General features: G+C 66.8%; 22 protein-coding genes and 2 tRNA genes. 15 read left to right on the forward strand and 9 right to left on the reverse strand.

Annotation, left to right across the window (positions count from 1 at the left end):
• Nucleotides 1-12 precede the first annotated feature (12 nt).
• The 4 genes from yidC to rpmH are packed head-to-tail and all read right to left on the reverse strand — an operon-like array spanning nucleotide 13 to nucleotide 1955.
• Entirely contained in the window at nucleotides 13-1110 is a 1098-nt protein-coding gene (gene yidC / locus H286_RS0107110) for a membrane protein insertase YidC (RefSeq protein WP_020097604.1), read from the reverse strand.
• 6 nt (nucleotides 1111-1116) lie between these two features.
• Nucleotides 1117-1428, reverse strand: a complete 312-nt coding sequence (gene yidD, locus H286_RS0107115) for a membrane protein insertion efficiency factor YidD (protein ID WP_018187798.1) — start codon at nucleotides 1426-1428, stop codon at nucleotides 1117-1119.
• A 41-nt stretch (nucleotides 1429-1469) separates the two neighbouring features.
• Nucleotides 1470-1808: a ribonuclease P protein component gene (gene rnpA, locus H286_RS14505; RefSeq protein WP_026302946.1), complete on the reverse strand. Its 339-nt coding sequence runs from the start codon at nucleotides 1806-1808 to the stop codon at nucleotides 1470-1472.
• 9 nt (nucleotides 1809-1817) lie between these two features.
• Complete coding sequence (gene rpmH, locus H286_RS0107125; RefSeq protein ID WP_026302947.1) at nucleotides 1818-1955, reverse strand: 50S ribosomal protein L34; 138 nt, start codon at nucleotides 1953-1955, stop codon at nucleotides 1818-1820.
• A 304-nt stretch (nucleotides 1956-2259) separates the two neighbouring features.
• Here rpmH and dnaA point away from each other — a divergent pair, with 304 nt between their 5' ends.
• The 7 genes from dnaA (at nucleotide 2260) to H286_RS0107160 (ending at nucleotide 12183) form a co-directional block, all read left to right on the forward strand.
• Nucleotides 2260-3684: a chromosomal replication initiator protein DnaA gene (gene dnaA, locus H286_RS0107130; protein ID WP_018187801.1), complete on the forward strand. Its 1425-nt coding sequence runs from the start codon at nucleotides 2260-2262 to the stop codon at nucleotides 3682-3684.
• Nucleotides 3685-4136: 452 nt separating this feature from the next.
• Entirely contained in the window at nucleotides 4137-5279 is a 1143-nt protein-coding gene (gene dnaN / locus H286_RS0107135; protein ID WP_018187802.1) for a DNA polymerase III subunit beta, read from the forward strand.
• Nucleotides 5280-5333: 54 nt separating this feature from the next.
• Nucleotides 5334-6500, forward strand: coding sequence for a DNA replication/repair protein RecF (gene recF / locus H286_RS0107140; RefSeq protein ID WP_018187803.1), 1167 nt, complete (start codon nucleotides 5334-5336; stop codon nucleotides 6498-6500).
• On the forward strand, nucleotides 6487-6981 hold the full coding sequence (locus tag H286_RS0107145; RefSeq protein ID WP_018187804.1) for a DUF721 domain-containing protein: 495 nt from the start codon (nucleotides 6487-6489) through the stop codon (nucleotides 6979-6981). Before recF ends, H286_RS0107145 begins: the two co-directional genes overlap by 14 nt.
• Before the next feature lie 124 nt (nucleotides 6982-7105).
• Nucleotides 7106-9148, forward strand: a complete 2043-nt coding sequence (gene gyrB, locus H286_RS0107150; RefSeq protein ID WP_026302949.1) for a DNA topoisomerase (ATP-hydrolyzing) subunit B — start codon at nucleotides 7106-7108, stop codon at nucleotides 9146-9148.
• A 54-nt stretch (nucleotides 9149-9202) separates the two neighbouring features.
• Nucleotides 9203-11779, forward strand: coding sequence for a DNA gyrase subunit A (gene gyrA / locus H286_RS0107155; RefSeq protein ID WP_020097606.1), 2577 nt, complete (start codon nucleotides 9203-9205; stop codon nucleotides 11777-11779).
• The gene (locus H286_RS0107160) at nucleotides 11776-12183 is read left to right on the forward strand and encodes a DUF3566 domain-containing protein (protein WP_018187807.1); all 408 of its coding nucleotides are present in this window, start codon (nucleotides 11776-11778) and stop codon (nucleotides 12181-12183) included. The genes gyrA and H286_RS0107160 overlap by 4 nt, the downstream gene beginning before the upstream one ends.
• Nucleotides 12184-12204: 21 nt before the next feature.
• Here H286_RS0107160 and H286_RS0107165 read toward each other — a convergent pair whose 3' ends face one another.
• Entirely contained in the window at nucleotides 12205-12915 is a 711-nt protein-coding gene (locus tag H286_RS0107165) for a VIT1/CCC1 transporter family protein (protein ID WP_018187808.1), read from the reverse strand.
• A 114-nt stretch (nucleotides 12916-13029) separates the two neighbouring features.
• On the opposite strand from H286_RS0107165, the gene H286_RS0107170 reads away from it, so the two are divergent.
• The 3 genes from H286_RS0107170 to H286_RS0107180 all read left to right on the forward strand — a co-directional run bounded on the left by H286_RS0107170 (nucleotide 13030) and on the right by H286_RS0107180 (nucleotide 13906).
• A tRNA-Ile gene (locus tag H286_RS0107170) sits at nucleotides 13030-13103 on the forward strand.
• 14 nt (nucleotides 13104-13117) lie between these two features.
• A tRNA-Ala gene (locus tag H286_RS0107175) sits at nucleotides 13118-13190 on the forward strand.
• Nucleotides 13191-13486: 296 nt separating this feature from the next.
• Nucleotides 13487-13906, forward strand: a complete 420-nt coding sequence (locus H286_RS0107180; protein ID WP_020097607.1) for an NUDIX hydrolase — start codon at nucleotides 13487-13489, stop codon at nucleotides 13904-13906.
• 16 nt (nucleotides 13907-13922) lie between these two features.
• On the opposite strand, the gene H286_RS0107185 is transcribed toward H286_RS0107180, so the two are convergent.
• The 3 genes from H286_RS0107185 to H286_RS0107195 all read right to left on the reverse strand — a co-directional run bounded on the left by H286_RS0107185 (nucleotide 13923) and on the right by H286_RS0107195 (nucleotide 15706).
• Complete coding sequence (locus tag H286_RS0107185; protein ID WP_018187810.1) at nucleotides 13923-14576, reverse strand: hypothetical protein; 654 nt, start codon at nucleotides 14574-14576, stop codon at nucleotides 13923-13925.
• 73 nt (nucleotides 14577-14649) lie between these two features.
• The gene (locus H286_RS0107190) at nucleotides 14650-15147 is read right to left on the reverse strand and encodes an aminoacyl-tRNA deacylase (protein WP_028497431.1); all 498 of its coding nucleotides are present in this window, start codon (nucleotides 15145-15147) and stop codon (nucleotides 14650-14652) included.
• Nucleotides 15140-15706, reverse strand: coding sequence for a hypothetical protein (locus H286_RS0107195; RefSeq protein ID WP_018187812.1), 567 nt, complete (start codon nucleotides 15704-15706; stop codon nucleotides 15140-15142). Before H286_RS0107195 ends, H286_RS0107190 begins: the two co-directional genes overlap by 8 nt.
• Before the next feature lie 100 nt (nucleotides 15707-15806).
• Here H286_RS0107195 and H286_RS0107200 point away from each other — a divergent pair, with 100 nt between their 5' ends.
• Both H286_RS0107200 and H286_RS14515 read left to right on the forward strand, forming a co-directional pair.
• A complete protein-coding gene (locus H286_RS0107200) occupies nucleotides 15807-16364 on the forward strand; it encodes a peptidylprolyl isomerase (RefSeq protein ID WP_018187813.1) in 558 nt (185 codons plus the stop codon).
• 7 nt (nucleotides 16365-16371) lie between these two features.
• Nucleotides 16372-17247: a rhomboid family intramembrane serine protease gene (locus tag H286_RS14515; protein ID WP_026302951.1), complete on the forward strand. Its 876-nt coding sequence runs from the start codon at nucleotides 16372-16374 to the stop codon at nucleotides 17245-17247.
• Nucleotides 17248-17320: 73 nt separating this feature from the next.
• On the opposite strand, the gene H286_RS0107210 is transcribed toward H286_RS14515, so the two are convergent.
• The gene (locus H286_RS0107210; RefSeq protein ID WP_018187816.1) at nucleotides 17321-17557 is read right to left on the reverse strand and encodes a cell division protein CrgA; all 237 of its coding nucleotides are present in this window, start codon (nucleotides 17555-17557) and stop codon (nucleotides 17321-17323) included.
• Between the two features lie 55 nt (nucleotides 17558-17612).
• Here H286_RS0107210 and H286_RS0107215 point away from each other — a divergent pair, with 55 nt between their 5' ends.
• Genes H286_RS0107215 through H286_RS0107225 form a run of 3 tightly spaced genes read left to right on the forward strand, consistent with a single transcriptional unit; the run spans nucleotide 17613 to nucleotide 19200 of the window.
• Entirely contained in the window at nucleotides 17613-18398 is a 786-nt protein-coding gene (locus H286_RS0107215; protein ID WP_020097609.1) for a class E sortase, read from the forward strand.
• Nucleotides 18398-18565, forward strand: coding sequence for a hypothetical protein (locus H286_RS15035; protein WP_020097610.1), 168 nt, complete (start codon nucleotides 18398-18400; stop codon nucleotides 18563-18565). Before H286_RS0107215 ends, H286_RS15035 begins: the two co-directional genes overlap by 1 nt.
• Nucleotides 18562-19200 carry an anthranilate synthase component II gene (locus H286_RS0107225; RefSeq protein WP_020097611.1) on the forward strand — a complete coding sequence of 213 codons (639 nt, stop codon included), beginning with the start codon at nucleotides 18562-18564 and terminating at the stop codon, nucleotides 19198-19200. The genes H286_RS15035 and H286_RS0107225 overlap by 4 nt, the downstream gene beginning before the upstream one ends.
• Nucleotides 19201-19204 lie beyond the last annotated feature (4 nt).

Raw genomic sequence — 19204 nt, forward strand, 5'->3', positions numbered from 1 at the left:
CCTTCGCTTCCGTCAGGACGTGCCGTCCTGCTTGCCCTTCTGAGCCTGCTTCTTCGCACGGTTCTTGCTCACGGGCTGCTGCCGCTTGGGGGCTGCCGCCTTCGCGCGCTCCGCCTCTTCGAGCAGTCGCTGCTGCTCGGCCTCGTACTTGGCCATCGGGATGACCTTGCCGGTGGCGTCGAGCGCCTTCCCCTTCTTGGCCAGGCGCTCCTCGCGGGCCTTGGCGGCCTCCGAGCCCGGCGTCGGAAGGTTACGGATGACGATGAACTGCTGGACCATGGTCCAGATGTTCGACGTGAACCAGTACATGACCACGCCGAGGGGGAAGAAGACACCCGAGAAGATGAAGGCGAGGGGGAGGACGTAGAGCATGATGCGCTGCATCTGGTACGCCTGGCCGGTCTTGGCCTCGGGGGAGAGGTTCTTCGAGATGATCTGCAGCTGCGTGAAGAACTGCGACAGGATCATCAGGATGACGAGGATCACGAGGATCACGACCGTCGCGGTCTGATTCGTGTTGATGGCATCGATCATGTTGACGTGCAGCGGTGCCACACCGAAGAGTTCGGCGTTGTAGAACTCGCGCGTCAGGACGGGGTTGAGCAGCCCGGTGCCGCCGACGCCCCACTCCGCGTGTCGCTTGACCTCACTGAGCGTGTAGAACATGCCGAGGAGGATGGGCATCTGCACGAGCAGGGGAAGACAGCTCGACAACGGTGACGTGCCGTGCTTCTTGTACATCGCCATGGTCTCGCGACTCATGGCCTCGCGAGAGAGCTGGTCGCGCTTACCCCGGTAGCGCTCCTGGATCTTGCGCATCTCGGGCGCGAGTTCCATCATCTTCCGCTGGCTCTTGATCTGCCGAACGAAGAGCGGGATCAGCGCGGCACGCACCACGATGACGAGGCCGACGATGGACAAAACCCAGGTCAGACCGGCATCCGGCTGCAGCCCGATCGACGTGAAGACCCAGTGCCAGAAGACGAGGATCGCCTCGACGACGAACTTGAACGGCCAGAGGATGGTGCTGAAGAAGTCCAGTCCGCCCGGTTTCGGGGTCGTCGGGTTCGGGAGCGGAGGCAGGGTCGCCGCGGCGGCGAAGAGATCCACCAAGGATCAGTCCTTTCTGCGGGGCACGACGAAGCCGTGCGAAGTCAGGTCGTGCCGGAAGTGCGTGTGGGCGGGAACGTCGTCGATGCCGCCCGCTGCCCACGGGTGGCATCGTGCGAGGCGGGAGGCTGCGAGAGCCGAGCCCTTAATCACACCGTGCTGTTGCACCGCGCCGAGCGCGTAGGCCGAACACGACGGATAGTACTTGCACACGTCGCCGTACACCTGGGAGATGGTGGCCCGGTATCCGTGCAAAAAACCGATGACGGCGTTGCGGGGGAGAAGCAGAACGGATGCCGGCAGTGCCGCGGCATCCATCACCGCTTCTCCTCGTGTGTACGAGGGGAGTGGTGCGGAGCTCACGCGGCGGCCTTCCGCTCGAGGCACCGGACCACTTCGGTTCGGAGATCCGAATAGTCGGCGGATGCCGCTGACGGCAGCACGCGGATCACCACGTCGGCACCCGGTCGCACGTCGGCGAGAGCCTCAGCGCAGATCGCTTTCAGGCGGCGCCGGACGGTATTGCGCACGACAGCGCCCCCCACGCGCTTGCTCACGATGAAGCCGAAGCGTGGGGGGCGCTGCTCAGACGTGCTGACCACATGGGTCACGGTGTGCGCTGCCGCACAGCGAGAACCTCCGCGGACGACGGAACGGTAGTCCGCCCCGCGGGTGATGCGATTCCCGCGCGCCAGCACCGTGTGGCGTCAGGCCGAGAGCTCGGTGCGCCCCTTGGCGCGACGAGCCGAGAGGATGGCGCGGCCGGCGCGCGTGTGCATGCGGGCGCGGAAGCCGTGCTTCTTGGCGCGGCGGCGGTTGTTGGGCTGGAACGTGCGCTTGCTCATGAAGATCACTCCGGGAAGGCGGGGTCACCCGAACGCTCGAGACCGGGGACACAGGTACATGGGGGACCCACGCCGAAAAGGCGCAAGTCAACCGACCTAGGATACGTCGAGATTTCTGAGATCCCAAACCGGGACGCCGACCGGCCATTATCCACCGATGCCGGAAGCGGCCTGGCGACGACACGCGGGCCGGTTCTACAGTGGGTTTTGCCTTGCGGAGCCCTGATGACTAGCGTGATCCGGACACTTATCCACAGGTTGTGCACAGACCCGTACACACCATTGTCCACACCCCGGGAGGGTCATGTCCGAGCACGAACTTCCAGATGTCCCCGTCTGGAGCGCTGTGCTCGACGTGCTGGCCCAGGACGACCGCGTGACACCGCAGCTGCACGGGTTCGTGAACCTCGCCGTCGCGCAGGGCGTGATGAGCGGCACCCTCTACCTCGATGTGCCGAACGATCTGACCGCGGGTCAGTTCAACAAGCGTCTGCGCGGGCCGATCATGGAGGCCCTCGCCCAGGTGGATGCCGAGCCGGCGGCGAGCACATTCCGTGTCGTGGTCAATCCCGAACTGGGTGACGCGCACCTCACCGCCCCGGTCCCCGTCCAGTCGGCGCTCGCGCCGACACCTTCGGCGCCGACGCGACCCGGAGCGGACGACTACGCGGAGCAGGCGGCCCCGGCATCCCGCAACGACACCCGACTGAACCCGAAGTACACGTTCGACAGCTTCGTCATCGGGCAGTCCAACCGCTTCGCCCACGCCGCCGCCGTCGCGGTCGCCGAGGCGCCCGCGAAGGCCTACAACCCGCTCTTCATCTACGGAGACTCGGGGCTCGGGAAGACCCACCTGCTGCACGCGATCGGCGATTACGCCATCAACCTCTACACGGGCATCAAGGTCCGGTACGTCTCGAGCGAGGAGTTCACGAACGACTTCATCAACTCGATCGTGAACAACCGCGCCTCCGCGTTCCAGGCCCGCTACCGGGATGTCGACATCCTCCTGATCGACGACATCCAGTTCCTGCAGGGTCGCGCCGAGACGCAGGAGGCGTTCTTCCACACCTTCAACCAGCTGCACGACCACGACAAGCAGGTGGTGATCACGAGCGATGTGCCGCCGCGACACCTCACCGGGTTCGAGGACCGGATGCGGAGCCGCTTCGAGTGGGGCCTCATCACCGACGTGCAGGCTCCCGACCTCGAGACCCGTATCGCGATCCTCCGGAAGAAGGCGCAGTCCGAACGCCTGCAGGTCCCCGACGAAGTGCTCGAGTACATCGCGACGAAGGTGTCGAGCAACATCCGCGAGCTCGAGGGCGCCCTCATCCGCGTCTCGGCGTTCGCGAGTCTCAACCGGTCGAACCTCGACATCTCCCTCGCGCAGACCGTCCTCCGCGACATCGTCGACCAGGATGACGCGAACGTCATCTCGCCGACCGACATCATCTCCGCCACAGCGCAGTACTTCCGCCTCACGGTGGACGACCTCTACGGCTCGAGCCGCTCGCAGTCGGTCGCAACCGCCCGCCAGATCGCCATGTACCTGTGCCGTGAGCGCACGAGCCTGTCGTTGCCGAAGATCGGTCAGCTCTTCGGCAACCGGGACCACACGACCGTGATGTACGCCTACAAGAAGATCAGCGAGCTCATGAAGGAGCGACGCTCGATCTACAACCAGGTGTCCGAGATCACGTCGCAACTCGGCCGTTCGGCGCGCTGAAGCTCGCACACACCCACGCTGAAGCTCGCACACGCCCGAGTGTTCCGGCGTACTTGACACGCCTCCGGGCAGACCCTCACAATGCGGTTTCCCACAGTGTGGAAAGCCTGTGGATAACTGTGCGGTGGCGGCCCTCGAATGTGAACGAACGGCGACAACCTGTGGATGACGGTCTGAACCGAGCATCGACGGCCGCAACGTTCTCCCGCGTGTTTCCGCAGTCTCTGCACAAGTTACACGGATGTGGTTCCGGCTCGACGACTGGGATCCACCGACTTATCCACAGTTTCCACAACTGTTAACAAGAAGACAGAGAACTATTTAATGAGAGCCAGATCCGATCACACCCACGGGTAGCGGTCGGCGGCCGACGGCTCGTCGCCTGTGCTTCCGGACCCGCTCCTCGTGGGCACTAGCATGAGAGGGCCCATCTCGCCGTCAAGGGAGCATCAGTGAAGTTCCACGTCAACCGCGATGTATTCAGCGAAGCCGTGTCGTTCGTCGTGAAACTGCTCCCGCAGCGGAACCCTCAGCCGATCCTGGCTGGCGTCCTCATCGAGGCGAGTGACGAAGGCCTCTCGCTGGCCGCATTCGATTACGAGGCATCCGCCCGTACCCGTATCGACGCCACCGTCGACGAGCCGGGCACGATCCTCGTCCACGGCCGCCTGCTCTCCGAGATCGCCAGCCGTCTTCCCAACGCCCCGATCCAGATCACGCAGGATGCCGACGGTGAGATCGTCCTGACCTGCGGATCCGCGCGCTTCACGCTGTCGGCGATGCCGGTGGCCGAATACCCGGCGATCCCGGAGGTGTCGGGAGAATCCGGACTCGTCCCGGGCGACGACTTCTCGACCGCGATCGCGCAGGTCGCCTTCGCAGCATCCCGTGACGACGTCACCCCCGTGCTCACCGGCGTCCAGCTCGAGGTGACGGGCAACGAGCTGAGCCTCGTCGCGACCGACCGCTACCGTGTCGCGCTCCGCGAGATCAACTTCGACAGTGGAGCCGTCGCCCGCGAAGAGGCGACCACCGCACTCGTGCCGGCTCGCACGCTGACCGAGGTCGGCAAGACCTTCGCCCACTCCGGCGACATCCAGGTGTCGTTCTCGGGGTCGGGCGACCGCGAGATCATCGCCTTCACGGCGGGCAACAAGACCGTCACGTCTCTCCTGATCAAGGGCAACTTTCCCCCGGTCCGGCGGCTTTTCCCCGCGCAGACCGAGCACTACGCCGTCGTCAACACCGCCGACCTCGCCGAGGCCGTCCGTCGCGTCTCGCTCGTGCTCGACCGTTCCGCGCCGCTGCGTTTCACGTTCTCCGACGAGGGTGTGTCGATGGATGCCGCCGGCACCGAGCAGGCACGCGCGACCGAATCGGTCGATGCGACGCTCGCCGGTGACGAGGTCACGCTGGGTCTGAACCCGCAGTACCTGCTCGAGGCCCTCGGCGCGGTGAAGAGCGAGTTCACGCGTGTGACGTTCACCTCGAGCGAGAACGCGAACAAGCTCAGCCCGGTTCTCATCACGCCGCAGACCTCGGGCACCCCCGAGACGTTCAAGTACCTGCTGCAGCCGAACCTGCTGCTGCGCTGACCCCGTCGTCCGTCCACCTCGAGGCGTGTCGGTGCCTCGAAGGAGGGTGATCTGATGATCGTGGAGCATCTGAGTCTCGTCGACTTCCGCAATTATGCGTCGGCCGAAGTGAGCCTCGTCGCCGGCCCCAACGTCTTCGTCGGTCGGAACGGTCAGGGTAAGACCAACCTGGCCGAGGCGATCGGTTATTTCGCCACCCTCGGCTCGCACCGCGTCTCGCAGGATGCACCGATGGTCCGGTACGGAGCGGATGCCGCCTTCGTCCGCGCGCGTCTCGGCTACGGCGACCGGCGCATTCAGCTCGAAGCGCAGCTGAACCGCTCCGGATCGAACAAGGCGCGTGTCAACGGCTCGTCCGTGCGTACCTCCGAACTCCCGCGCTATGCGCAGGTCGTCCTCTTCGCGCCCGAGGACCTGCAGATCGTTCGAGGTGACCCGTCGGCCCGCCGCAGGTTCGCCGATCAGTTGCTCGTGCAACGCTCGCCCCGCATGAGCGGCGTGCTCGGCGACTACGACCGAGTGCTGAAGCAGCGAACCGCGCTCCTGAAATCCGCGCGGGCCCGTGGGCTCAAGGCCGAGCAGCTCACGACGCTCGACGTATGGGACGACAAACTGATCTCGCTCGGCACCGAGATCATCCTCGCTCGGCTGCGACTGGCGGAGGATCTGGCGCAGCCCATGCGGGACGCCTACGAGGCGATCGCCGGTGCGGATCACGACCCGAAGCTCGAGTGGGTGCTCACCGTCGAGGGCGCGGATCCCGAGGACGACGCATCCGCTGTCGGACAAGCCGGTTCCGCCGTCGGCGCCGAGGCGATCGCGGCATCCTTCCGCGCAGGACTCACCGCCAAGCGCTCGCAGGAGCTCGAGCGTGGAGTGACGCTCGTCGGGCCGCACCGTGACGATCTCCTGCTTCGGCTGCGCGGTCTGCCGGTGAAGGGCTACGCGTCGCACGGCGAATCGTGGTCGACCGCACTGTCGTTGCGGTTGTCGTCCGCGCAGCTCCTGCGCGACCAGTTGCGGCTCGGCGACCCGATCGTCATCCTCGACGACGTCTTCGCCGAACTCGACGCGGATCGACGCGCGCGACTGGCCGGCGTGGTGGCGGATTTCGAGCAGGTCATCGTGACGGCCGCCGTCGAAGGCGACGTCCCCGAAGCGCTCCGAGTGCGGACCGTCCGAGTCGAAGCGGGCACGATCGTGACGGATGCCGATGTCTGATCCCGCCGGCATCCCGGAGACGGTCGCGACGTACATGCGCCTGCGCGGACTCGAGCCGTCGGCCGCCAAGAAGCGCCGCAAGCGCCGCCGGAACGACGACGACGAGAACCAGCCGTTCACGTCGGGACGCGATCCGAAGGGGGTCGGCGATCTGCTCGCGGACCTGACCCGTCAGTCCGGGTGGGATGCGCAGCTCGCGAAGGAGGACCTCGTCCTCCAGTGGGCCCAGGTCGCCGGCGAGGAGACCGCCCGTCACGCGGATCCCGTCGCGCTCAGCGACGGCGTCCTCACCGTGCAGTGCGATTCGACGGCGTGGGCGAAGAACCTGCACCTCATGCGGTCGACCATCGTCACGGAGCTCATCCGACGATTCCCCGAGGCCGGCGTCGAATCGGTGCGTTTCGTGGGGCCGGACGTCCCCTCATGGAAATGGGGCCCCAGAGCCGTTCCAGGGCGGGGCCCTCGCGATACCTACGGGTGAGGCACGTCCCGCACCATCCGGGAAGCTTTCACGCGCTCACAGCGCCGTTCAGCCGCTCATCGCGCCCCCTTTCCGATAGACTGGGGAGAAGGCCTGAACGATGGATGTGGAGCGCACGAAACCGATGACGTCAGAAACCCCCGACACCGTTCCCGAAGAACCCGAAACTCCCGCCGAACCCCGGATTCCCGCCGAATACGGCGCCTCCGAGATCCAGGTGCTCGAGGGTCTCGAAGCGGTTCGCAAGCGGCCCGGCATGTACATCGGATCGACCGGTGAGCGCGGCCTCCACCACCTCGTGTACGAAATCGTCGACAACTCGGTCGATGAAGCCCTCGCGGGCTACTGCGACACGATCCACGTGACGATCCTCGAAGACGGCGGGCTCCGCGTCGTCGACAACGGTCGCGGCATCCCCGTCGACCCGCACTCGTCCGACCCGAGCAAGTCGACCGTCGAGGTCGTGCTCACCGTCCTCCACGCCGGCGGAAAGTTCGGTGGCGGCGGATACGCGGTCTCCGGTGGTCTCCACGGCGTCGGCTCCTCTGTCGTGAACGCCCTGTCGACGCGGTTCGAGGTCGAGATCGCGCGCCAGGGTCACGTGTGGCGTCAGACCTTCTCAGGCGGCGGCAAGCCCGAGGCGCCGTTGGCGAAGGGCGAGGAGAGCGACAAGACCGGCACGACCATCACGTTCTGGCCGGACGGGTCGATCTTCGAGGCGACGGACTTCGACTACAACACCCTGCGCACGCGCTTCCAGCAGACCGCGTTCCTCAACAAGGGCCTCCGCATCACCCTCACGGACGAGCGTCCCGAGGCCCTCGACGTCGTCGACCTGCCCGAGGGCGGGTCCGAGACGGCCCAGCGCCACGACGACTTCCTGTACGAGCGCGGCCTCGTCGATTACGTCGAGTACCTCAACAAGGTCCGCAAGGCCGAGGTGATCAATGACGAGATCATCGAGATCGAGTCCGAGGACACCGTCCGCCACATCTCGCTCGAGCTCGCGATGCAGTGGACCGCGGGATACACCGAGAACGTCTTCACCTTCGCGAACACGATCAACACGCACGAGGGCGGTACCCACGAAGAGGGTTTCCGCGCCGCGATGACGATGTACATCAACCGCTACGCGAAGGAGAAGGGCCTTCTCAAGGAGAAGGACGAGAACCTCGCCGGTGAGGACATCCGCGAAGGACTCACCGCGGTCATCTCCGTGAAGCTCGCCGAGCCGCAGTTCGAGGGCCAGACGAAGACCAAGCTCGGCAACACCGAGGCGAAGGCTTTCGTGCAGAAGGTCGTCGGCGACCAGCTCATGGACTGGCTCGACCGCAACCCGCAGCAGGCCAAGCTCATCATCACGAAGGCGATCGAAGCCGCCACGGCGCGCATGGCCGCCCGCAAGGCGCGCGAGACCGCGCGTCGCAAGAGCGTCTTCGAGTCGGCATCCATGCCCGAGAAGCTCAAGGACTGCACGAGCAAGGACCCGTCCATCAGCGAGATCTTCCTCGTGGAGGGTGACTCGGCCGGCGGCTCGGCGGTCTCGGGTCGCGACCCGGAGCGGCAGGCGATCCTGTCGCTGCGCGGCAAGATCCTCAACGTCGAGAAGGCGCGCCTCGATCGCGCGTTGGGCAACGCCGAGATCCAGGCGATGATCCAGGCGTTCGGCGCCGGCATCGGTCCGGACTTCGACATCGCGAAGGCCCGGTACCACAAGGTCGTCCTGATGGCGGATGCCGACGTCGACGGCCAGCACATCACGACGCTGCTCCTGACGCTGCTTTTCCGCTACATGCGCGGACTGGTCGAGGCAGGCTACGTCTACCTGGCGCAGCCGCCGCTGTACCGCTTGAAGTGGTCGAACGCTCCTCACGAGTACGTGTACAGCGACGCCGAGCGCGACGCGCTGATGCGCGACGGGCTGGCGGCGGGCCGCCGCATCCCGAAGGACAACGGCGTGCAGCGCTACAAGGGTCTCGGCGAGATGAACGCCAAGGAGCTGTGGGAGACGACGATGGACCCCGAGACGCGCACGCTGCGTCAGGTCACCATCGACGACGCCGCGGCGGCCGACGAGATCTTCTCCGTGCTGATGGGCGAGGACGTCGAGGCGAGGCGCGGATTCATCCAGCGCAACGCCAAGGACGTGCGGTTCCTGGACATCTGAGTCCGCCGCATCCGCCCCTGCACTCCGACGACGACGAACGAAGACTGAGAGAACATGGCTGACGAAGAGCGTCCCGACCCGACTGCCGGCTACCAGCATGGCAACATCGACCAGGTCGACCTCCAGGTCGAGATGCAGCGGAGCTACCTCGACTACGCGATGAGCGTGATCGTGGGGCGTGCGCTGCCGCGCGTCGAGGACGGCCTCAAGCCCGTCCACCGCCGTGTCATCTACGGCATGTACGACGGCGGCTACCGTCCCGACAAGAGCTACTCGAAGTGCGCTCGCGTCGTCGGCGAGGTCATGGGTCAGTACCACCCGCACGGTGACAGCGCGATCTACGACGCCCTCGTCCGCCTCGTTCAGCCGTGGTCGCTGCGCTACCCGCTCGCCGACGGTCAGGGCAACTTCGGCTCCCCCGGCAACATGGGTGCCGCCGCCCCGCGGTACACCGAGACGAAGATGGCTCAGCTCGCGCTCGAGATGGTGCGCGACATCGACGAGGACACCGTCGACTTCGAGGACAACTACGACGGCCGCACGCGCGAGCCGGTCGTCCTCCCCTCGCGCTTCCCGAACCTGCTGGTCAACGGCTCGGTCGGCATCGCGGTCGGCATGGCCACGAACATCCCGCCGCACAACCTCCGCGAGGTGGCCGACGGCGTGATGTGGGCGCTGCAGAATCCGGATGCCTCTCGCGAAGAGCTCCTCGATGCGCTCATCGAGCGCATCCCCGGGCCCGACTTCCCCACCGGTGCGCAGATCCTCGGCACCAAGGGCATCCGCGAGGCGTACCGCACCGGCCGCGGATCGATCACGATGCGCGCCGTCGTGAACGTCGAAGAGATCCAGAACCGCACGTGCCTGGTGATCACGGAGCTCCCGTACCAGGTCAACCCCGACAACGTCGCGGCGAAGATCACCGCACTCGTGCGCGAGGGCAAGCTCAGCGGCATCGCCGACATCCGCGACGAGACGAGCGACCGCACGGGTCAGCGGCTCGTCATCGTGTTGAAGCGGGATGCCGTCGCGAAGGTCGTCCTCAACAACCTGTACAAGCACACGCAGCTGCAGGAGAACTTCGGCGCGAACATGCTCGCGATCGTCGACGGCGTGCCCCGCACGCTGCCGATCGACGGTTTCATCAGCTACTGGCTGACGCACCAGTTCGAGGTCATCGTCCGTCGCACCCGCTACCGGTTGCGCGAGGCCGAGAAGCGCATGCACATCCTGCGCGGCTACCTCAAGGCGCTCGATGCGCTCGACGAGGTCATCGCCCTCATCCGCCGCTCCCCCACGGTCGACGAGGCGCGCGAGGGACTGAAGTCGCTCCTCGATGTCGACGACGCGCAGGCCGATGCGATCCTCACGATGCAGCTGCGCCGACTGGCGGCCCTCGAGCGCCAGAAGATCGTCGACGAGGCGACCGAGCTCGAGCTCAAGATCGCCGACCTCAACGACATCCTCGCCTCGCGCGACCGCCAGAGCGCGATCATCGGCGACGAGCTCGGCGAGATCGTCGCGAAGTTCGGCGACGAGCGCCGCACGCACATCCTGCACGGATACGACGGCGACATGTCGATGGAGGACCTGATCCCCGAAGAGGAGATCGTCGTCACCGTCACGCGCAACGGGTACGTCAAGCGCACACGCAGCGACAACTACCGCTCGCAGCACCGCGGCGGCAAGGGAGTGAAGGGTGCGCAGCTGCGCGCCGACGACATCGTCGAGCACTTCTTCGTGTCGACAACGCACCACTGGCTGCTGTTCTTCACGACCAAGGGTCGCGTCTATCGCGCGAAGGGCTACGAGCTCCCCGAGGGCGGGCGCGACGCGAAGGGTCAGCACGTCGCCAACCTCCTGGCGCTCCAGCCGGGTGAGGACGTCGCGCAGATCCTCGACATCCGCGACTACGCCGCCGCCGAGTACCTCGTGCTCGCCACACGCGACGGCAAGATCAAGAAGACGGCCCTCACCGAGTACGACACCAACCGTCAGGGCGGCATCATCGCGATCCGTCTGCGCGGTCAGGACGAGGAGAACGGCGACGAGCTCGTCAGCGCGATGCTCGTCGACTCGACCGACGACCTGCTGCTCGTCTCGCGGCTCGGCATGTCGCTGCGCTTCACGGCGAGCGACGAGTCCCTGCGTCCCATGGGTCGCTCGACGGAGGGTGTGAAGGGCATGTCCTTCCGCGACGGCGACAGCCTGCTGTCGGCATCCGTCGTCCGTGATGAGGGCTTCGTCTTCGTCGTCACCCAGGGCGGGTACGCCAAGCGCACGGCGGTCGATCAGTACCGCGTGCAGGGCCGTGGTGGCCTCGGCATCAAGGTCGCCAAGCTGCACGACGATCGCGGCGAGCTCGCCGGCGGGCTGATCGTCAGCGCGGACGACGAGGTCCTCGTGGTTCTTGCCAGCGGCAAGGTGGTACGCTCGGCCGTTGCTGAGGTGCCCGCCAAGGGCCGCGACACGATGGGCGTGGTCTTCGCCCGGCCCGACGACGACGACCGGATCCTCGCGATCGCCCGCAACGGCGAGCGTGGACTGGCCGAAGCCGTGGCCGACGCGGAAGCCCCGGCCGATCCCGCAGCCGCCTCGGCTCCTGAGACCACCGAAGAGAGTGACGCATGAGCTCTGTTGCCGACAAACTCGCCAAGAAGTCCTCGAGCCGGACGACCGCCAAGCAGGTCCGCCTCCGTCTCGTCTACGTCGACTTCTGGTCGGCCGTGAAGCTGTCGTTCCTCGCTGCGGTCGCCCTCGCGATCGTCACGGTGGTCTCGACGCTGCTGATCTACCTCGTGATCAGCTCGACCAACTTGATCGGCCAGGTCGACCAGCTCCTCGGTGCCGTCAACGGTGAGAACTCCTTCACCCTGTCGTCGGTGATCAACCTTCCGCAGGTGATGGCGTTCGCTGCCGTCGTGGCGATCCTCAACCTCATCGTCGTGACGGTGCTGGGCGCGGTCATGGCCGGGATCTACAACCTCATGGTCAAGGTCACCGGCGGCTTGCTGGTCGGCTTCACCTCGAACTGAGTCGGATGCCGCGGCATCCCGTCACGCGACGGAGGTGCCCAGCAGCAGACCCAGCGCCCACGTGACGGCGAGGGCGAGCGCCCCGCCGACGACGAGGCGGGTGACGGCGCGACGCTTGCCGGCGCCGCCGAGGCGGGCCGAGATCGTCCCGGTCAACGCGAGCGCGATGAGCACGGCGACGAACGTCGTAGGGACGCGCCATTCCGCCGGCGGGAGGACGATCGCGAGGAACGGCAGCAGGGCGCCCAGCGTGAACGCGATCGCCGACGACAGGGCGGCCTGCCACGGGCTCGTGAGGTCATCCGGGTCGATGCCGAGCTCGATGTCGAGGTGAGCGCCCAGCGCGTCGTGCGCGGTGAGCTCTTCGGCCACCTTCAGCGCCGTCTCCTCTGACAGTCCCTTCTCGCGGTACAGCTCCGCGAGTTCTGCCAATTCCTGCTCGGGCATCTCGGCCAGCTCGCGCTTCTCCTTCTCGATGAGGGCGCGCTCGGTGTCGCGCTGGCTGCTCACCGAGACGTACTCGCCGAGTGCCATCGAGATCGCCCCACCGACGAGCGCCGCCGAGGAGGCCGTGATGATGGGACCGAGGTCGGTCGTGGCACCGGCGACGCCGACGGCGACGGCCGCGACGGAGACGATCCCGTCGTTCGCGCCGAGTACTCCGGCGCGCAACCAGTTCAGGCGCTGCCCGAGGCCAGCGCCCTGCGGTTCGGTGTGGAACGTCGTGCTCATGAGCCCAGTGAATCAGAACGAGCGGATGCCGCGGCCCACCCGTCGCTCGGATTCGTCAAACAGGCCCATCGTCGGGTAAAGTCTTGGAGGTTGCAGGCGTGAGCCGGCAACGACGGGGCTATAGCTCAGGCGGTTAGAGCGCTTCACTGATAATGAAGAGGTCCCAGGTTCAAGTCCTGGTAGCCCCACCGTCACCGCACCGGGGGCCTTAGCTCAGTTGGTAGAGCGCCTGCTTTGCAAGCAGGATGTCAGGAGTTCGAATCTCCTAGGCTCCACAGTACGAACGCCGGAATCCGCATCGGATGCCGGCGTTCTGTCGTTCTGTGATCGTTTCGTTGCCGGATCTTGCGGCTTTCTTGCGGTGGCCTTGCGCCTTCGTTGCGCCGAGGCGGCGACGATGATCGTGTCGCCGAAAGAACCGATGACCCGAATCTCGGATCCTTCGATGAGCACAGGCTCCCGCGGGGGACGCGGATCATGTTCGCGACATTCGCCTGGGGCGCGTGGCTGGGGAGCCCGCGCTCCAGGCAGTCGCGCGCACACCGGCATCCGCTCCCACTAGGGTGAACGCGTGGACATCCGCGTAGCTGCCTACGCCGTCATCACCGACGGAGACCGCATCCTTCTCGCCCATTGGAACAGCCCCACGCGTCCCGCGTGGACGATGCCGGGCGGCGGATTGGATCCCGGTGAGGATCCGATGGATGCCGCGGTGCGGGAGGTCCTGGAGGAGACGGGGTTCCACGTGGAACTCGACGGGATCCTGGGGACGGACTCGCAGGTGATCGCCGAGAAGGACCGATTCCACGGCAGCGGACCGATCCAGGCGCTGCGGATCGTCTACCGCGCGCACGTCGTCGGTGGCACGCTCCGGAATGAAGAGGATGGCTCGACGGACGAGGCCGCATGGTTCCCCCTCAGCGACGTCCCCTCCCTCACACGGGTCGGGCTCGTCGACACGGCGATGCGGATGGCGGGCCTGGGCGCCTGACCGCGACCCGGCCGGGTCACTGAATCGTCTTGATGTAGGCGAGCACGTCGTCCACGCGCTCGGGGCAGAACGTGACCGGCCCCATCCCGACCATCCCGGACGCGCTCTCGCTGTCGAGGAATGTGCCGGCCGTGACGATGAAGTTGTCGATCGCATCCTTCATCGGCAGGGTCTCGAGGTCTGCGCACAACTCCCGCGAGATCGCGAGGGCCTTGGTGATGTCGACGTCGGGGAACTCCTTGGCCGTGTACTGCTTGAAGGCCTCGACGAGCTTGGGCTCGTCTCCCGGACAATACGTCTCGACGGCGGGCGTCACGATGATGTCGACCGCGTCCTCGCCGTACTGCTTCCGGATCTTGTCGTTGAAGACCCCGTACCCCAAGATGTAGCCCTTGTCGTCGTCGTACAGGTCCTCGCAGAGCTGGTGCACCATCGGGATGAGCGTCTCCATGTCGGCCTCGGGCAGCTTCGCCGTCACCTCGGCCGTGAAGGCGGCGTCTTCTGCCGACACCGTCGGTGTGGGAGTGGACGACGGCGATGCCGACGGTGACGCCGTCGTGCCGGCGGCCGGACCCGTCGCCGTCGGAGCCCCGGAACAACCGACCAGGGTGAGCGCGGTCACGATCACGGCGAGGGCGGGCAACAGGCTGCGCGAGACGGCGGAAGTCATGACTTCATGCTGGTGCACGCCCCCGCTGACGACAAAGGCTGGCGCCGGGCACCCCGCGCCCCCTAAAGAGGGGTCAGACCCGTCGCTCGCTCATCGGCTGCGAGATGTCGTCGACGACGGCGTCATAAGAGCGGATGAGGTCATCCGCGTCGACGAAGAGACTGAACCCGTGCGCCCCGGCGCCCATCGCGATCCGTTTGCCGACGATGCTCGCATCGGCGTAGACCGGCCAGGCGGTCGTGCTGCCGACCGGCGTGATGGTCCCGCGCTCGAATCCCGTCGCGGCAAGCGCCAGCTCGGGTTCGGGGAGTCTCAGCTTGTTCACCCCGACGACGGCGCGCAGCTTCGGCCAGGAGATCGCGCGGTCCCCCGGGATGAGGGCGAACAGGTACGTGTCGTCGCTGCGTTTCACAACGAGGGTCTTGACGATGTCGGATGCCGCGAGTCCGAGAAGCTCCGCGGCCTCGTCGAGGCTCCCCGCCGCCGGACGAGCCACGAACTCCACCGACAAAGACCGGGAGCGCGCCGCTTCAGCGACGCGCTCCGACGGTACGGGCGTGGATTCAGGCATCCGGTGCGCGCAGCGGGTCGTCCGCCACCCACAGCTCGTCGTCAGCACGAAGCGTCTGCCACGCGGCGTAGAGGACACCGGCCGTGGCGGCGACACCGAAGATGATGGCGAGGACGCCACCGGCGCCGAGGCCCTTCTTCTCCGGGACCGACAGCTTCTTGGTGGCCTTCTTGCCGGCCTTGGCAGCGTTCTTGCGGAACGAGTCGGCGTCGAACCCTCCCAGGCCCTTGCCCTTGGAGAGGCGGTGGCGCTGGTCGTTGGCGACATCCCACACCGACATCGCGGTGCCGACGACCGCGCCGGCGGCGGGAACGATCGCGCCGTTCAGCACCTTGCGGCCGGTCTCGACGCCACGGTCGACGTACGGTGCGGCGTAGCGCTCGTAGGAGTCCTTGGCGGCAGGCACGACGTGGTCGTGGTTGTACTTGCCGAGCTGGCGACCCGCCTCGCGGGCGACGTCACCGGCCTGACCGACGAGCACCTGCTGTGACTCCCACAGGTTCGCAGCCTGCTTCTGCAGCTTGCGGAGTTCCTTCTTGGTCTTGCGGTTGAGGCTCACGGGGCCCTCCCTTTTCGGGGTTCATCCGGGGACGTAGTGGGTCCATACTGCCAGACGCATTCAGGCGGCGCGGGGGGTTGCAAGTGAGAGGATGATGAGTATGCCGATTCACTCCGCTGTCGCAACACTGCACACCAACCACGGCGACATCGTCGTCAACCTGTTCGGCGATCAGGCGCCGCGCACCGTCAAGAACTTCATCGGTCTGGCCGACGGATCCCAGGCCTGGACGCACCCCGCCACGGGTAAGCCCGGCGAGGGCCCCCTGTACACCGATGTGATCTTCCACCGCATCATCCCCGGTTTCATGATCCAGGGCGGCGACCCGCTCGGTCAGGGCGTCGGCGGACCCGGATACAACTTCGACGACGAGATCAGCCCCGAGCTGACCTTCGGCACGCCCTACCTCCTCGCCATGGCGAACGCGGGCCTCCGCCGCAACGCCATCACCGGCAAGGCCGAGGGCACCAACGGCTCGCAGTTCTTCATCACGACCGACCCGACTCCGTGGCTCAACGGCAAGCACACGATCTTCGGTGAGGTCGCCGACGACGCCTCGCGCGCCGTGGTCGACGCCATCGCCGCCGTTCCGACCGGAGCGCAGGACCGCCCGGTCGAGCCCGTCGTGATCTCGTCGATCGACATCACCGAGGCCTGATCCCTTCGTGACCTCAGCCGACCCCCGGACCAATCCGGACAACTTCTGCTACCGGCATCCGGATCGTCAGAGCTTCGTGCTCTGCCAGCGGTGCCTGCGCACCATCTGCCCCGAGTGCCAGACGCCGCTTCCCGTCGGCGTCATCTGCCCGGAGTGCCTGGCGGAGCAGCAGAAGGGGGCGCGGTCGGCTGAGGTGAAGCGGATGCCGGGGCGGTTCGCGCGCAAGATGCGCAGCGACCGCCCCGTCGTCACCTACGCGATCGTGATCTTCACGCTCGCGATGTACCTCGTGCAGCTCATCCCCGTCGTGGGTGGTGCGGTCACGAGCGCGCTCGCGTTCGTGCCGGCGTACGCGGTGCCCGGCACGGGTCTGCCGTTCGAGCCGTGGCGGATGCTCACGGTCGCCTTCGTCCATTCGACCCCGCTCCCCTTCCACGTCGCGCTCAACATGTTGGCGCTGTGGGCGCTCGGCCGGAGTCTCGAGCCGCTGCTCGGCAAGGCGCGCTTCGTCGCGCTCTACGCACTCAGTGCGATCGGTGGTTCTGCCCTGGTCGCACTCATCGCGCCGGGTACCGTCGTCGTCGGCGCCTCGGGTGCCGTGTGGGGGCTTCTCACCGCGATGCTGATCATCGGTCGCAACCTCGGCGTGAACATCCTGCCGATCGCGATCCTGCTCGGGATCAACCTGGTCTTCTCGTTCGTGGGCTCCGGTGTTTCCTGGCAGTCGCACATCGGGGGCGGCCTGGTGGGCCTGCTCATCGGGTTCATCTTCTCGAGGACGCGCGCGCAGAAGCGTCAGCCGTTGCAGGCAGCACTGCTCGTCGCTGTCGGTGTGGGTCTCGTCGCGCTGACCGCAACGGTGCCGGCTCTGCTGTACCTCTGAGTTATCCACAGATTCATCCCCAGGCTGGGGATGAATCACACCGGTGTAATTCCTGTCGGTGGGATGCCGCGGCTCAGCGCCAGCGCGTCGTCATCAAGAAGCCGACGAAGGCGATGCCGAAACCGATCGCGAGGTTCCACGGACCGATGTCGGGGATCGGGAAGGCCTGGCCGCTCAGGTAGAAGACGATGATCCAGACGAGGCCGATGAGCATCAGCCCGATCATGATCGGCTTGAACCAGACCGGGTTGGGGGCGGCGTCGCCCTCGGGCTGGACCAGTCGGTCCTCGTCCTTGTCTCCACGTGCCATGGCGAGAAGTCTACCTGCCAGCCCTGTTTCAGCCTGCGCTGGCTAAACTCCGATCGTGACCGCCTCCTCGCCCACGGAGCACCAGACCCGACGCACTCGTCGGAACCGTCCTCGTCCACGTGCCACCGTCCTGAGCGTCGTCGGTGAGATCCTGCTGACGCTCGGTGTCGTGACCCTCCTCTACGTCACGTGGCACACCTGGATCGGTGACGCGATCGTGCAGGGCGAACAGCATGCGGCCGCGCAGGCGCTGGCTGATCAGTGGGCCGCCGAGGGTGACCCGACCCCCGACGCCTCGGCCCCCTCGACGCCGGCGCCGGACGACCCGGCGGCGATCCCGATCCTGGGAGATCAGAAGCACGCCGAGGTGTTCGGCATCATGAAGGTGCCGCGCTTCGGCAAGGACTGGCAGTTCAAGATCGCCTCCGGCATCTCGCGCCCCGACATCCTCGACCGCGGTGAGATCGGGCATTACCCCGACACCGCCATGCCCGGGGCGGAGGGCAACACGGTCTACGCCGCGCACCGCTGGACCTCGGGTGCGCCGTTCGATCCGATCGACCGGCTCGTCATCGGCGACGCCATCGTCATCCAGACCAAGGCCGGCTGGTACACGTACCGCTTCCGGTCCCTCGAATACGTGCAGGACACCCAGATCCAGGTGCTCCTGCCTGTCCCCAACAAAGAAGGCGTCGCCGCGAACGGTCGTTACCTGACGCTCACGAGCTGCGCGCCGAAGCTGAACTCCCTGGAGCGCATCATCGCCTACGCCGTCTTCGACGAGTTCACTCCCGCGGCCGCCGGTCCGCCCGCCGCGCTGACCGCCGGGGTAGGTGCCTGATGTACGCGGCATTGTGGCGCGTGCTCCCGGGTCCGTGGTGGGTACGGGTGCTGATCCTGCTGGTCCTCGCGGCCATCATCTTGTATCTGCTCTACTTCTACGTCTTCCCCTGGGTGTTCCAGACGGTGTGGCCCAGCGAGGAGTCCACCGTCGGCGGCGGCGGGTGAGCGGCGGCATCCGGGTACTGGTCGTCGACAACCACGACAGTTTCGTCCACACCCTGATCGGCTACCTCCTAGAGCTCGGTGCCGAGGTCGACATGGTCGAGTCGGATGCCGCCGATGCCGTCGACTGCGTCGGTGCAGCCGACGCTGTGCTCATCTCTCCCGGTCCCGGTACCCCCGAGGGTGCGGGAGCGTCGATCGCCATCGTGGAGCGGTGCGCGAGCACGGCCACCCCGCTCCTCGGGGTGTGCCTGGGACATCAGGCGATCGCGGTCGCCTTCGGAGGGGTCGTCTCGCATGCGGCCGATCTGATGCACGGGCGGACGTCGCTCGTGCACCACGACGGTTCCGGTGTCTTCTCGGGTCTGCCGCGGCCGTTCACCGCCACTCGGTACCACTCGCTCGCCGTGGCGCGCGCGTCGCTGCCCGTCGACCTGCGGGTCACGGCGTGGACCGACTCCGGCACCGTCATGGGCCTGGCCCATCGGTCGCTGCCGGTCGAGGGGGTGCAGTTCCACCCCGAGAGCGTCCTCACCGAAGGCGGTTACCAGCTGCTCGGTACCTGGCTGGAGGGCGTCGGACTGCCGGATGCCGCGCGTCGGGGTGCGAGCTTGAGCCCGCATCGGGCGGTCGGCTGAGCCT

This window comes from Microbacterium sp. 11MF, assembly GCF_000383475.1.
Taxonomy (GTDB): domain Bacteria; phylum Actinomycetota; class Actinomycetes; order Actinomycetales; family Microbacteriaceae; genus Microbacterium; species Microbacterium aquilitoris.

What these genes read in the sequence shown, in the direction of transcription:
- yidD (WP_018187798.1), bottom strand. Translation starts at nt 1,428, where the DNA reads ATGGATGCCGCGGCACTGCCGGCATCCGTTCTGCTTCTCCCCCGCAAC.
- rpmH (WP_026302947.1), bottom strand. Translation starts at nt 1,955, where the DNA reads ATGAGCAAGCGCACGTTCCAGCCCAACAACCGCCGCCGCGCCAAGAAG.
- dnaA (WP_018187801.1), top strand. Translation starts at nt 2,260, where the DNA reads ATGTCCGAGCACGAACTTCCAGATGTCCCCGTCTGGAGCGCTGTGCTC.
- recF (WP_018187803.1), top strand. Translation starts at nt 5,334, where the DNA reads ATGATCGTGGAGCATCTGAGTCTCGTCGACTTCCGCAATTATGCGTCG.
- H286_RS0107145 (WP_018187804.1), top strand. Translation starts at nt 6,487, where the DNA reads ATGCCGATGTCTGATCCCGCCGGCATCCCGGAGACGGTCGCGACGTAC.
- gyrB (WP_026302949.1), top strand. Translation starts at nt 7,106, where the DNA reads ATGACGTCAGAAACCCCCGACACCGTTCCCGAAGAACCCGAAACTCCC.
- gyrA (WP_020097606.1), top strand. Translation starts at nt 9,203, where the DNA reads ATGGCTGACGAAGAGCGTCCCGACCCGACTGCCGGCTACCAGCATGGC.
- H286_RS0107160 (WP_018187807.1), top strand. Translation starts at nt 11,776, where the DNA reads ATGAGCTCTGTTGCCGACAAACTCGCCAAGAAGTCCTCGAGCCGGACG.
- H286_RS0107165 (WP_018187808.1), bottom strand. Translation starts at nt 12,915, where the DNA reads ATGAGCACGACGTTCCACACCGAACCGCAGGGCGCTGGCCTCGGGCAG.
- H286_RS0107185 (WP_018187810.1), bottom strand. Translation starts at nt 14,576, where the DNA reads ATGACTTCCGCCGTCTCGCGCAGCCTGTTGCCCGCCCTCGCCGTGATC.
- H286_RS0107190 (WP_028497431.1), bottom strand. Translation starts at nt 15,147, where the DNA reads ATGCCTGAATCCACGCCCGTACCGTCGGAGCGCGTCGCTGAAGCGGCG.
- H286_RS0107200 (WP_018187813.1), top strand. Translation starts at nt 15,807, where the DNA reads ATGCCGATTCACTCCGCTGTCGCAACACTGCACACCAACCACGGCGAC.
- H286_RS0107210 (WP_018187816.1), bottom strand. Translation starts at nt 17,557, where the DNA reads ATGGCACGTGGAGACAAGGACGAGGACCGACTGGTCCAGCCCGAGGGC.
- H286_RS15035 (WP_020097610.1), top strand. Translation starts at nt 18,398, where the DNA reads ATGTACGCGGCATTGTGGCGCGTGCTCCCGGGTCCGTGGTGGGTACGG.